Genomic DNA, 11,955 nt, shown 5'->3' on the forward strand with positions numbered 1-11,955 from the left:
ACGAACGAACTACCCTTCCCGGTGCGAAAAGAGCTCGATGGGAGGATGGGCAAGCCGGCAATTATTTTTTCCAGCTCTCTTCGCTTGGTAAAGCGCCTCGTCAGCAGCGCGGACGAGATCGTCCCCCGAAGGCGCCGTCGGACACCAAGAAGCGACGCCAAGGCTCAATGTGATGGTTCCGTACGGAAATCGGGTGCTCTCGACCGTATGCCGTAAGCGTTCGGCCATCGCCATCGCACCTTCGGTATCCGTGCTCCGGAGCACGATGGCGAACTCCTCGCCGCCGTATCGGGCGGCAAAGTCGCTCGGCCTAAGGCCGTTCTGAATGATGTCCGAGACGCTGCGTAAGACCTGATCGCCCGCGACGTGGCCGTGTTGATCGTTCAGGACCTTGAAATTATCGAGATCGGCCATGATGACCCCCACGGGTGCGCCGAATTCCCGTGCGTGCTGCGCCTCGGACGAAAGCATCGCCTTCAGTGCGCGGCGGTTGTAGAGGCCGGTCAAGGCGTCTGTCGACGCTAGATGGGAAAGTTGGGCGTTGGCCGCCTGGAGCTCGAACTGCTCGGCACGCATCGAGATTTCGCTCTGCTTCCGCTCGGTTAGATCCCTCGCGGTGACCGCAACTCCGCCCGGTACCGGCGCTACCTGAAGCTCCAGCCACCGAACTAGATTCGGCCTAGGCCCGACCTCGATCTCCATGCGAAATGAAGTGCTCTCCGCCATGCACTGCACAAATCGGGCGAGTAGCTTATTGGTAAGCGGAGCCGGAAAAATCTGACGGAGCGAAGTCACCGTCAACTCCGTTCCAGACGCCCCTAGCAGCTCTTCCGCAATCGAGTTGGTTTCGCTGAGGTGGAAGTCGACGACCGCTCCGCCTTCGTTTTTCACGGCGTTCATCAGGAAGAACGCGTCGAAGCTTCCCTCGATCGCCGCTCGCAACCGCTCCTCGCTTTGGCGCAAGCTCTCGGTGAGACCCAGCGCCCGCTGCGCCTGAATCGCGGCCGCAACCCGGTTGAGCATCGGCCGGAAGAGGATGATCCCTTCTACCGCCAACGCCAGAAGCGTCACGGCCAAGGAAAGCCAGATCGTGAGTCGAAGGGCGGCGACCCTCTTGGCAACCAACTCCCGAATCGCCTGAGTGACCGGTTCGAACTCGCTGAGGAATGCCTCCTCCTGAACGACAGAAGCCCTGGCGAGGGCGATCGCCTTCACCGACGTGGCCGGTAGTGCGAGTTGGGTTCGAAACTGGTGCGCCAATTGGCGGCGCAGAATCTCGCTCGACTGTAGCGAGCTTTGAAGCTTGGGAGAGTCGCCCGCTGCCTCGACGTCCCGTTGGAGTTGAAAAGCGATTTGGCTCCAATCGTCGAGCCCTTTCCTAAGTCGGCTGGAAAGTTCGCGGCGATCCCAAGGCGAGGTGGATTGATCTGCGAGCGCCTGCGAATAGCTGACGAAGGTCTGGCTCTCGATCGCCACTCGGTTAGCGAGGTCCACAAGCTCGGAACCTTTTCGGTTCCGCTCCAAGGCTCGCACCGTCATCAACTGGCCCGAGAGAGTGACGAGCGCGATGAGTACGAGGATGCCTAAATGGGCGGCGCGCACCCGCCCAATGAGGCGCGTTGTGTCGACATCCGAGACCTCGGCCTTATGGCGCATTTGAACGAGCCCATATTATCGGACGACCGGAGCAAAAACACCAGGGTTTTCTTCTTTTTCGCAATTAAATTAATCCTATAGCCGCGGCACTAATGCGGATTCATGCTCGAAGAGCGTCTGGCCGAAACGGTTTCGGTCGCCGTGCGAGCGATCCTCGTCGCAACCAGTCCATCCCGGCCAGACGGCATCATCCCCGGCTCTCCCGTTCTTAGCGCTTCGGAAAAAGCCGCGTACATCCCGGGAAAATTCTTCTCGCTTGCCCCGGGGGCCACCAGCGTTCCCTGGCCATGCCTCACGTCCAATCGCCAACCATCCCGGTTGAAATGGATCACTCCGCCGGTCCCGATGAGGTCGTACGTAAAGATCGGCGCCGGTTCGGCCGCCGTATGTCCATAGGTAAAGCTCATCTCGACCATGGTGTGTGCGCCCCCCTCGTGGTCCATGTGAAGGTAGACATGGTCGGGGGCTTCGTAGTCGGATACCCAGGCGGCGGCCACGTCGTAGCGCAGCACCTCGCCTCCCAGCCACCAACGCGCCAAATCGATCTGGTGGACCCCGCAGTCCACCATCGGTCCGCCTTCGAGCATTCTTCCCCGCCACCGCGGACTCTCGATCCACTTGCCGTCCGAGGTCTGCTCCCACTGACCGTGCAGGTCCCAATCGTAGATGAGGCGCAACGACCGAATGTCGCCTGCGATTTCCTCTTCGACCCACTTTTTGATCTGGAGGGCTACCGGACTGAATCGATAGACGAAGCCGGTGAACAGCATCTTCCCCGCCGACGCCATCGCGTCGATCATCGTCTGCGCGTCGTCGTCGTTCATCGCCAGTGGCTTCTCGCACAGCACGTGAATGCCGCGCTCGGCCGCCGCGAGCACGTTTTCGAGGTGTGTCCCGGCGGGCGAAGCAACGACGATCGCCTCCGGCTTCGCCGCGAAGAACGCTCCCGGATCGGTAAACGGCGTCCCTCCGAACCGCTCGGACATGGCGTTGACCCGCGACGCCGAAGGATCGAACAAAGCGACCAGCTCCAAACCCGGGGTACCCACGATCGCGGGCAAATGCCCAAACTCCGCCACCGCCCCACACCCCATCACCCCGACCCGCGCCATCGGCTTTTGTTATGGCAGGTGCGGGAGGCCCGGTGTTGGGGTCTTACGGCGTTGAGGCGGATTCGCCTCAACTGTGGCGTGTGGCTTGTGAACTGATGAGAAGATGAGATCTACGGGACACCTGAGACCCATGCGACCTAGATGTCCCATCTGTCCCATGGTCTAGGGTAAAGCCAAAACACACCCAACACCTTAGGACCCAAACAAGGCTAAAATGGCTTTCCGCGCATCGATCCGTTCGATGCGACCGTCCATCTCTATGCCGAATGACGCATTGCGAGACTCTCTGGCCGAAAGACGTTGGCTCGCCTCCCTCGCGGAGGGCGATCCCAAGGCGCTTGGGGGCCTTTACGAGATGTATGGGGAGCGGATCTTCCGCTACACCTTTCGCATGCTCGGCAACCGGACGGATGCGGAGGACGCTACCGCGGAAACCTTTCTGCGCGTCCTTCGAAGATCAACGGAACTGCGCGCCGATGGCGCGTTTCGAACTTGGCTGTTCCGCATCGCGCGGAACCTATGTATCGACAAGATGCGGCAGCACAAGCTTATGGAGCTGCCACCCGACGCCCAATACACCGGCGCCGAGGAACGCGCGACCCTCCGGGTCACCGTCCAACAGGCGCTGCACGATTTACCCCTTGAGTACCGAGAGCCGCTCATCTACTGCGACCTGGAAGAGCTCAGCGCCAAGGAGGCAGCCGATATTTTGAATATCAGCGTGCCCGCGTTGAAATCCAGGCTATATCGCGGCCGTCGAGCCCTCCGCGACAAGCTAGGAAGCGCCATTGAGAGGATGCAATGAATCAGGAGTTTTATAAGAAGCTCGTCGACCTGTACGCAGGCCGCGAGCTACCGAGCGATCTAGAAGATCAAATGGAGTTCGCCGCCTTCGGCGATTCGGAGTTGAGCCACGACATGACCACCCTCCGCCGCACGGTCGACACCCTGCGCGCAGACTCCGGTCCCGAATTTTCTGAGGAGTCATATCAGCGGGTCTTGATGAAGCTGTACGCCCGCGGGGCCAACATCGAGCCCAAAGCCGCCGCACCGGTCCACCTGCAGTATCACTTGCCGATGCAGGGCTAATTTTCGGATTGAAGATTGGGAATCGACCGAGTCTCATCAACCGTCCCGTTAAGAACCAATCTCGAACCAAAGTTCCACAATGAAATTTGACTGTCCGCGCAAGGAGTTCTTCGAGGCCGTAAGCGCCGCCGCAGCAGCGGCGAGCGTTCGTACGTCCGTCAACATCCTCCAAAACCTCAAGATCGAGGCCGACGGAGGAGGCATCCGCGTCATGGGATGCGATGGTGAAATGTGGGTCGAGCGAGACGTCGCCTGCATGGTCTCCGAGCCCGGGGCGATTTGCGTTCCCGCGCGGCTCCTCAACGATCTCGTTAGCTCCCTCCCCGATGGCGACACCCAGCTTCGAACGCTGGAGGGTAACGCCGTCATGCTTCAGCAGGGGGCTTCCGAGTACCGGATGGTCAGTCTGGATCCCGCCGATTTCCCCGAGCCGCCGGCATTCGGCGGCGACGGCGAGCTGCGGCTGAAGATGGGTGTGCTTCGGAACGCGGTCGATTCCGTCGCCTACGCCGTTTCGTCCGACTTCCACCGCCAGGTTTTGACCGGCGTTCTGTTTACCTACGACGGAAGGATCCTGACCCTCGTCGCTACCGACACCCACCGCCTCGCGGTTCGCCGCCTGGAACAGGAAGGGATCGGTTCGAGCGTCAACGTCGTGGTGCCCGAAAAAGCGCTCAAGGCGATCAAGGGGCTCCCGGTCAACGACGATGCCGAGGTTGCGATTCTTTTCGGCGGAGGGCGGGTTGGAGTCGAAGCGGGCGGGGCCAAGGTCATTTCCCAGCTTCTCGCCGGTACGTATCCAAATTGGGAGCGAGTCGTACCTAACGAAAGCACCCGCGTATGGAGCGTGGAAGCCGACCAGCTCGAGGAGAAGGTGCGCCGCACCATGATCCTCGCTCGCGACAACGCGAACCGCGTTCGCTTCAAGGGCGCCGGCGACCAAATCCTGATCGCCGCCCGGAGCGAAGAAAAGGGCGAAGCCAAGGAAGAGGTCGATATGGTCAGCCAGAACGGCGAAGTCGAAATCGCCTTCAACGGCAAATACGTCCAAGACGCGCTCCAGCCGATCGAGGGTCCGGGCGTCCGTATTGAGATGACCGAAAGCAGCCGCCCCGCCGTCTTCCGCCCCGCCGACGACGAAACCGGCTACTTCTGCGTAATCATGCCGATGGCCCTAGCGTAGGGTCCATATTCATGTGGACTGTGGCTTGTCGCTTGTGGACTGATGGGATTTCTGGGAGTCATGCATCCAGAAATCTCATCCGCCGATTCTGGCCCCAACACCGTAACACCGCAGCCTCTTTCACTCATTTGCCCACCTATTAATCAGCCACCAATTGGCTTGGTCGTGGGGCATGAATTTGGGGTGGGTTAGGGTTTCGAACGACGGCAGGTAGCCGAGGGCGCCGTCGCCGTACTCCTTGACTCGTCGAACGACGATCTCCACGTGCCGTTGGGCCACCTGACACCGCTCGATGTCGGCAAGCGACCCCCCGATTCGATAGTTCGTCCCCTTGGCGATCTTGGCCAGGTTTTCGAAAACCTGGCGGCAATACATGAGCGAGGCCGCGGCTTGCCCTGGAAGCCCCGCCGCGTACAGCTTGTGCGCCTCCTCCGCGTAACGCACGAACTCGATTGCCAGTTTGGCGAACTCGCTCACCCCTCGGTAGGCGCTATCCGGCGCCACCGCGATCGCGCGCTCCAAGATCGCCAATGCCTTGTCGCCTACCTCGCCGCAAAGCTCTTCTGAGTGGTGCAGCCAGAAAAGAAACGGGTTCGAAAACAGCAGTAGCCTCGCCTTCATCGATGACCGAATACCGCTAAAAGCAAACATGCCGCCCGCGTTCTGAAGCTCCGATCCCATCAACCGCGCCCATTCCTCGTGGGTCTCCCCCACCTCTAGGTAAGCGCGAAGGAAGTGAGTCGCTTCCCGAAGAGCTCCATATTGGACATGATTCGCCCTTGGCGGCGTTCGAAGCTCCATTGTCACGCCGTTTGGATTCACCACCCATTGAGCTTGGATTTCGAATGGCACTCCTTTGTAAATCCCTTTAAGGACACCGTTCCGATTTGTGTGTTGGCGAAGCGGATCCATATCCGCCATTAGGGCGAGCCTGTTCAGTGTGGAAGTTGCTTGCTCCTTTGGCAATCTCCCCGTTTCCTGCTCACTCCCTTCCGCGCCAAAACCTATGAGGTACATCTCCTGCCCCGCGGGATAAATTCTTGCAAATGTAGTCCCTGATTGTAGGAAGCTCATGATGATGGCGTCGCTAATGCCTACTCCAATGGAGAGGAGCCCGCCGGAGTTAACTTCTTCGCCAAGCTGCCGATTCGGCAGGAAATGGGGCATTGCGTAGGGTCGATAGAGGGGACCTCTTCCGTCACCATCAAGAGGCTCCTCCGCGAGTCGGAGCATCTTTCCCGCCGCCCGAATCGCGGGCAAGAGGGTTTCGTAGTTCCCAAACAGCCCGCATTCCCACGTCGTAACGCACACTCCGTAAGCGGACTTATCCTTCGATGCCGCGGCCAGCGCGTGCTCACGCACGTTTTCCTCGCTCTGCGGCAAGTGAAGCCATGCCGCGTTGTACGTATGCAGTGCCGGCGAGTAAACCACGTCGAAGCCACGGCGATGGAAGATCGAGCTGCTGAATTCCGGCCCCCGGAAATACTGCCAATCGAAGATCAGCGTCCCTTCGGGAATCAGATCCAGCGCCGTCGGGTGATCGAAGAACATGTCGCCCCAGATCGCCGGACGACGGCCCGCCTTCGCCACCTTGCGCAGCAGCGGTCCGAAGTGCGATCCGTAGAGTTGTGCCTTACCGTCCACCCCCGCCGTCATCTCGTACTCGCGAACCGTCTTCGCGCACTCCGGACAGAGACCCAGTTGCCACGTTTCGTCTCCCCCGATGTGGATGATGTCGCTTGTGAAGATCCCCAGGATGTCGTCGACGAGCTGATTGGCGAGCTCCACAAACGCGGGCCGGCACGGGCATGCTTGCATCCCTTTGAACTTCTCTTCCGCGTATCGGCGACCGGCCTCGGTGTAGAGCATCCCCTCGAAGTGGCCCAGCAGATTGATGAACGGGATGATCTGCAGGTCGGAAAACTCCGCCTGGAGGGCAAGCACCATCTCGGGCGTCACGCACCCGCGCCCATGAGACCACGGCGTGCTCGGATAGGCAAACCGGTGCTCCATGTACAACCCGATCGCGTTATAGCCGGCCTCTCGCGTTAACGCGCAGAAGGCGCGAAGATGATCGAGAGTCGGCGATTGCTCGCGCGCCAAGTCGTACGTCCACATGCGAAGGTGCATCCCGCGAGTTTACGTCACCCCCGGACCGCTGGTCTCCAGACGGGCCTCCCTACGTCCGAGGGACGTGTCGCCGCCGGTTGGCTCGTACCTGCCCCCGGTGTACATTCGGTACAGCGGGATCATCGGCGAGGGCGCCGACGCTACGGCGAAGCCGTGTCGCCGGCGCCTACTCCTGCCAATCGCAGCCCGGAACGGGCGACCTCCTAAAGCGAAGGGCGCAGCCCTGGTTAAAGACCACCGACAATCAAGAGCCCTGTAGGGGCGACCTAACCCTCTACCGTCCCTTCCGATAACGAAAACTGCCGCAAATATCCGTCAGATCAACCCCCAAGCCCGCGCAAGGTAGAAACTCGCCATCCCGATCCCATAGATGGCGATCGCCGTCCGCAACTTATCCGGATTGATCTTCTGCGAGACCCGTGCGGCGGCGAAGCCGCCGACGATCGAGCCGAGGGCAAGAACGGCCGCCGTCATTGGCTCGATAAGGTGCTGAAAGATGAAGACCCACGAACACGTGAAGTTGATCACCAAGCCAAGCCAGTTCTTCACCGCGTTCAACTCATGAATCGTGCCATCCATATAGAGAGCAAACGCCGCGAGCATCATGATCCCCATCCCCGCGCCGAAGTACCCTCCGTAAATGGCCACGAAGAATTGACCCGCCATCGCCGCCACCGGGTGCGCTTTCCGACCTCCGCGCAAGACCAGCGCCTTCACCTTCGGCTGAAGCAACAGCAGTACCGCGGCGAACAAGATCAGCCAAGGAACGACCCGGTCGAACACCGATTTATCGGTATGAACGAGAAGCTCGGCCCCCACGATGGAGCCGGCGAAGGTCGGCAAAAGCAAAATCCGAAGGTGATGCTTCGTTTTGGAGATCAGATTTCGGAACCCGAACGCCCCGCTGAGCGATCCCGGCCATAACGCTACCGAGTTCGTCGCGTTCGCCACCCTCGACTCGAGCCCGATTCGCAGTTGGAGAACCGGAAACGATAGGAGGGTTCCACCCCCCGCTACCGCGTTGATGCCGCTGGCGACCGCGCCGACGACGAAGAGGATCACCGCATCGGCAGCGGTGAGGACGTGCGTCAGAGCCGCTCCAACACGCTCGCAAGCTCGATCGCCGCCTGCGCCGCCTCGCGTCCCTTGTTCCCGTACTTGAGCCCGGACCGGTCGAGCGCCTGGTCCTGGGTATCCGGCGTAAGTACGCCCCACGCGATCGGCACGCCATGCTCCACCTGAAGCGACATCAACGCCGCCCCAACGTCTGATCCGAGCAATTTCGCATGCGGCGTCTGCCCCTGCAAAATGCACCCCAGTGCCAGCACCGCATCCGGCCGGTTATCCCTTGTAACGAGCTTTCGGACGACGATCGGAATCTCCCAGGTGCCCGGCACGTGCACCACTTCGACCTCCGGATCTCCAAACCGTCGCAGCTCATCCAGCGCCCCGGCCAAAAGCTCCTTCGTCACCAGTTCGTTCCACCGGCTCACGACCACCGCAAACCGCTTACCAGAGGCATCCATGCGCCCGAGAATTTCCCGCACGGGTGGATTATGGCCGCGAAGAGGTGCCATGGTGTTTCGCGGAGCCAGATTCGTGTGGACTGTGGCGTGTGGCTTGTGGACTGATGGAAGCAAAAGAACCATGTGACCCACAAGTCCCATCCGTCCCATCAAAAGAGGTAAAGCCTCAAACTAACTACGCCCAACGCCCAACGCCCAACGCCCAACGCCCAACACCGCAACACCGCAACCTCATGCTCGCCCTCATTCCCGCCGCCGGACTTGGAACTCGGATGGCCGCCGTTACCGGCGGCGCTCCCAAAGAATTGCTGCCACTTGGACGGCGCGCAGTCCTCCGGCGAATCGTCGATGAGGCGATCGCCGCGGGCGCGGACGAGGTCGTCGTCGTCTCCTCACCCAAGAAGCCGCAGATCGAAGCCGCCCTGGCCGATTGGCAAAGCGAAATCCAGATCCCGCTCCGGGTCGCCTACCAGCAATCGCCCCGCGGGCTCGGCGATGCGATCTTTTGTGCGGAGCCGGAGGGGGATACCCTCATCCTTCTGGGTGACTGCGTCTACGATGGCGGCTCGCCCAGCGACCGCATGGCGACTCTGGTTTACCGAGGCATCGACGGCTGCATCGCGGTCGAGACCGTCCCCGATGAAGAGGTAAGCCGCTACGGTATCTGCCAGGTGGACGAGATGGGAGGAATCCGCGACATCCTGGAGAAGCCTCAGCCCCACGAAACGACGAGCCGATGGGCCGTCGCGGCGCGCTACGCCTTTACTGGTCCGGTGATGGACCACTTAGGCGAGATATTCTCGCAGATCTCGGCCGCGCGACCGGTCGGCGAAATCTCTCTCACCGACCTTCTCCGACCCGCGATTCAAAGCGGCGTCGACCTCAAGGCGGTGGCTCTTCAACCGGGCCAAGCCCGAGTCGATTGCGGCACCCCGGAAGAGTACGCGCAAGCTCTTCGTCTCTCCTGGTCATAAAAACGACCCGCTCGGAATCTCTTCCGGGCGGGTCGTAGGGCGGAACTACTGGCCCTGTTGGCCTTGCTTCATCGAAGCGCGCACCTCGGCGGCCTCCTTCATCTTCCCTTGCTTCTCGTACTCTTTGGCCACGTTTTCCGGGCTGAAGTCCTTCGCAAGCTTCTGCTGATCCGCGTCGCTCGGACCGCTCGCGGAACATCCAACGACCATCAGACCGGCGACGAGGAGAATTCCGAGACGCCTCACTGACCGTAACCCCAGAACGGATAGTTGATCGAGGTGTTCGGCGAGCTGCCGATTCCGATGTTGCCGATCGCGCCATTGCACCGCGCCGTCGCGTTGAATGTGACGTTCACGCCCCACTCGGCGAGGGTCGGCGTCTTGGCCAGAATCTCGAGCGCGTTCAGCGACTTGGCCGAACCATCGGCAAATCCGACGACCATGTGGCCGTTGCTCGTCTTCACCGGGTCCGGAACGGTTCCTTTGGTTCCGGCGACGCAGTCTGCCGCCGTTCCGTCGAGGAAGCGATAGCGCCAGAACTCCCGATACGCAACCGGGTGGGTCTCCTGGGTCGCCGCAAACGGGTCGACCGTCGCATGGGGAATGTGACCCTGGTTAAAGCTAGTCTCCATGAACAGCATCGCCGCCGAAGGCTGAGGAACGCCGCTCTGAACGCCGCCGGTCCACGAGTTTCGGAACGAGCCGCCCGCGGTGTTCGGCTGCCCCTTGATCGATTGGCTGTAGGTGTTGAGCGCGCCGGTAAGGCCGGTGTTGATGCCGAACTGGTTGTTCAGATTTCCTTGAGCCCAAGCCGCCGCGTCCTTCTCCCGAACCTTGTTGAAGAAAACTTCCACGCTGGAGGTGTACGGCATCACCCATTTCTGCCAGGTGAAATGGTTTATGCGGTGCACGAACGGAGCGGAAAGACAGCCGGCGCCGGTCGGGTTGAAAGGAACCGCGTTGGAAGCGGTGGGATTGAGGACAGGCGTCGGCGCGCAGTTATCCTGGCGCGGCCAGACATCGTCGTTGTCTCCCGCGTACAGAATGGTCGCGGTGCCGACCTGCTTGATATTGGAGAGAGTGACCGTCTTCTTGGCCGCAAGCTTGGCCTGGGCGAAAACGGGGAAAAGGATGGCGGCGAGAATCGCAATGATGGCGATGACGACGAGGAGCTCGATAAGAGTGAACGCCTTCTTCATAACCCCATCAAGGTACAGACTCGGTGTTAAGAGGATATTTTTTAGGAAGGCCGCCTTATTAGATTCTTAATCATGCATTAGCCATCAGTTAATCGGTTTAAGATAGGATCGGGGCGGAATTATCCCTTGGATCGTCCGAGAGATCCGAGCCCGAAAGGATCGATCCCAATGAAAAAAGCATTTACGCTCATCGAGCTCCTCGTCGTAATCGCCATCATCGCGATCTTGGCCGCTATCCTTTTCCCCGTCTTCTCGCAGGCAAAGGTCGCCGCTCAGAAAACGGCGGACCTCAATAACCAGAAGCAGCACGCCACCGGAACCCTTCTCTACGCGGGCGATTTCGACGATTGCTTCTTCCCCGAAGCCGGAATGGACTGCAGCGGAAACTGGGATTTCAACTCCCGCGTGCTCGTCCCCGCCGATTGGAACGCCGGCGAAGTCGCCAAAGCGTGCAGTAAGCGCGTGCTGGGAGGCCTGGGCCTGCCCAATAACCTTGTCATGCCGTACGAGAAGGCGCTCGCGATGCAGAAGCTGCCGGGCATCGGCATCACCACGGGCGTCAACTTCGCGACCTCGCCCCAAGACAAGCCGTACGCCATCGTTGGCTACAACTTCAACGGTCTCCTCAGCTCGCTCTCGACGACCGCTGTCGTGAGCCCCTCGTCCACCCCGACCTGGTGGTCCGGATTTGGCAAGACCAACCGCTCGGGCGACTCCTACTCTCACCCGTTCCTTATCTGCCCAGACGGCAACTCTGCCTGCGTCTTCAACGGCGGCGGCGCCAGCATCGGCGGCGCCGATGGATCGGGTTGCCCTTACAACGACGACGACCACACCGGGACCGCCTACCCGAACGGAACGCGCTCGGGCGTCGGCGCCGGCGTATTCAACACCGTGTTCATCTACGGTAAAGGGATGAACTGGGCTTTCGCCGACGGCCATGCCAAGTGGCGCACGCTAGGAACGCTCGATCCCAAGACCGACCCGTTCCGCCAGTACAAGGCCGACGGAACCCCCGTGGACAACGCCGCCCGCAAAGACGCCCAGTGCCACGTAACCCTGTTCCGACCCGACTACCAGCCATAA

Annotated in this window: 12 protein-coding genes; 5 read left to right on the forward strand and 7 right to left on the reverse strand. The window is 60.8% G+C overall.

The genetic code is table 11. The features are described from left to right. Nucleotides 1-9: 9 nt before the first annotated feature. On the reverse strand, nt 10-1,656 hold the full coding sequence (locus OP10G_RS25420; protein ID WP_025228142.1) for a sensor domain-containing diguanylate cyclase: 1,647 nt from the start codon (nt 1,654-1,656) through the stop codon (nt 10-12). 89 nt (nt 1,657-1,745) lie between these two features. After that, nucleotides 1,746-2,768: a Gfo/Idh/MocA family protein gene (locus OP10G_RS22685; RefSeq protein ID WP_025228141.1), complete on the reverse strand. Its 1,023-nt coding sequence runs from the start codon at nt 2,766-2,768 to the stop codon at nt 1,746-1,748. Nucleotides 2,769-3,027: 259 nt separating this feature from the next. On the opposite strand from OP10G_RS22685, the gene OP10G_RS22690 reads away from it, so the two are divergent. The 3 genes from OP10G_RS22690 (at nt 3,028) to dnaN (ending at nt 5,040) form a co-directional block, all read left to right on the forward strand. After that, nucleotides 3,028-3,573 (forward strand): RNA polymerase sigma factor, encoded by a 546-nt coding sequence (locus tag OP10G_RS22690; protein ID WP_158409341.1) that lies wholly within the window; start codon nt 3,028-3,030, stop codon nt 3,571-3,573. Further along, a complete protein-coding gene (locus OP10G_RS22695) occupies nt 3,570-3,857 on the forward strand; it encodes a hypothetical protein (protein WP_025228139.1) in 288 nt (95 codons plus the stop codon). The genes OP10G_RS22690 and OP10G_RS22695 overlap by 4 nt, the downstream gene beginning before the upstream one ends. 79 nt (nt 3,858-3,936) lie before the next feature. After that, on the forward strand, nt 3,937-5,040 hold the full coding sequence (dnaN, locus tag OP10G_RS22700) for a DNA polymerase III subunit beta (protein ID WP_025228138.1): 1,104 nt from the start codon (nt 3,937-3,939) through the stop codon (nt 5,038-5,040). A 120-nt stretch (nt 5,041-5,160) separates the two neighbouring features. Here the strand turns inward: dnaN and OP10G_RS22705 are convergent, their stop codons facing one another. The 3 genes from OP10G_RS22705 to ribH form a co-directional block, all read right to left on the reverse strand. Then, entirely contained in the window at nt 5,161-7,170 is a 2,010-nt protein-coding gene (locus tag OP10G_RS22705; RefSeq protein ID WP_025228137.1) for a family 20 glycosylhydrolase, read from the reverse strand. 315 nt (nt 7,171-7,485) lie between these two features. Further along, nucleotides 7,486-8,232, reverse strand: a complete 747-nt coding sequence (locus OP10G_RS22710; RefSeq protein ID WP_025228136.1) for a sulfite exporter TauE/SafE family protein — start codon at nt 8,230-8,232, stop codon at nt 7,486-7,488. A 26-nt stretch (nt 8,233-8,258) separates the two neighbouring features. Next, nucleotides 8,259-8,717: a 6,7-dimethyl-8-ribityllumazine synthase gene (gene ribH, locus OP10G_RS22715; RefSeq protein ID WP_025228135.1), complete on the reverse strand. Its 459-nt coding sequence runs from the start codon at nt 8,715-8,717 to the stop codon at nt 8,259-8,261. A 212-nt stretch (nt 8,718-8,929) separates the two neighbouring features. On the opposite strand from ribH, the gene OP10G_RS22720 reads away from it, so the two are divergent. Then, a complete protein-coding gene (locus tag OP10G_RS22720; protein WP_025228134.1) occupies nt 8,930-9,670 on the forward strand; it encodes a sugar phosphate nucleotidyltransferase in 741 nt (246 codons plus the stop codon). Between the two features lie 45 nt (nt 9,671-9,715). On the opposite strand, the gene OP10G_RS22725 is transcribed toward OP10G_RS22720, so the two are convergent. Further along, on the reverse strand, nt 9,716-9,916 hold the full coding sequence (locus OP10G_RS22725; RefSeq protein ID WP_025228133.1) for an outer membrane protein assembly factor BamD: 201 nt from the start codon (nt 9,914-9,916) through the stop codon (nt 9,716-9,718). Continuing rightward, nucleotides 9,913-10,869: a prepilin-type N-terminal cleavage/methylation domain-containing protein gene (locus OP10G_RS22730; protein ID WP_025228132.1), complete on the reverse strand. Its 957-nt coding sequence runs from the start codon at nt 10,867-10,869 to the stop codon at nt 9,913-9,915. Before OP10G_RS22730 ends, OP10G_RS22725 begins: the two co-directional genes overlap by 4 nt. Nucleotides 10,870-11,037: 168 nt before the next feature. Between OP10G_RS22730 and OP10G_RS22735 the strand changes: the two genes are divergently transcribed. Next, the gene (locus OP10G_RS22735; protein ID WP_025228131.1) at nt 11,038-11,955 is read left to right on the forward strand and encodes a prepilin-type N-terminal cleavage/methylation domain-containing protein; all 918 of its coding nucleotides are present in this window, start codon (nt 11,038-11,040) and stop codon (nt 11,953-11,955) included.

Origin of the sequence: Fimbriimonas ginsengisoli Gsoil 348 (assembly GCF_000724625.1) — a bacterium.
Lineage (GTDB): Bacteria > Armatimonadota > Fimbriimonadia > Fimbriimonadales > Fimbriimonadaceae > Fimbriimonas > Fimbriimonas ginsengisoli.

Coding starts and splice junctions, on each gene's coding strand:
- OP10G_RS22695 (WP_025228139.1), top strand. CDS start 3,570: ATGAATCAGGAGTTTTATAAGAAGCTCGTCGACCTGTACGCAGGCCGC.
- OP10G_RS22720 (WP_025228134.1), top strand. CDS start 8,930: ATGCTCGCCCTCATTCCCGCCGCCGGACTTGGAACTCGGATGGCCGCC.
- OP10G_RS22735 (WP_025228131.1), top strand. CDS start 11,038: ATGAAAAAAGCATTTACGCTCATCGAGCTCCTCGTCGTAATCGCCATC.
- OP10G_RS25420 (WP_025228142.1), bottom strand. CDS start 1,656: ATGCGCCATAAGGCCGAGGTCTCGGATGTCGACACAACGCGCCTCATT.
- OP10G_RS22705 (WP_025228137.1), bottom strand. CDS start 7,170: ATGCACCTTCGCATGTGGACGTACGACTTGGCGCGCGAGCAATCGCCG.
- dnaN (WP_025228138.1), top strand. CDS start 3,937: ATGAAATTTGACTGTCCGCGCAAGGAGTTCTTCGAGGCCGTAAGCGCC.
- OP10G_RS22690 (WP_158409341.1), top strand. CDS start 3,028: ATGCCGAATGACGCATTGCGAGACTCTCTGGCCGAAAGACGTTGGCTC.
- OP10G_RS22685 (WP_025228141.1), bottom strand. CDS start 2,768: ATGGCGCGGGTCGGGGTGATGGGGTGTGGGGCGGTGGCGGAGTTTGGG.
- OP10G_RS22730 (WP_025228132.1), bottom strand. CDS start 10,869: ATGAAGAAGGCGTTCACTCTTATCGAGCTCCTCGTCGTCATCGCCATC.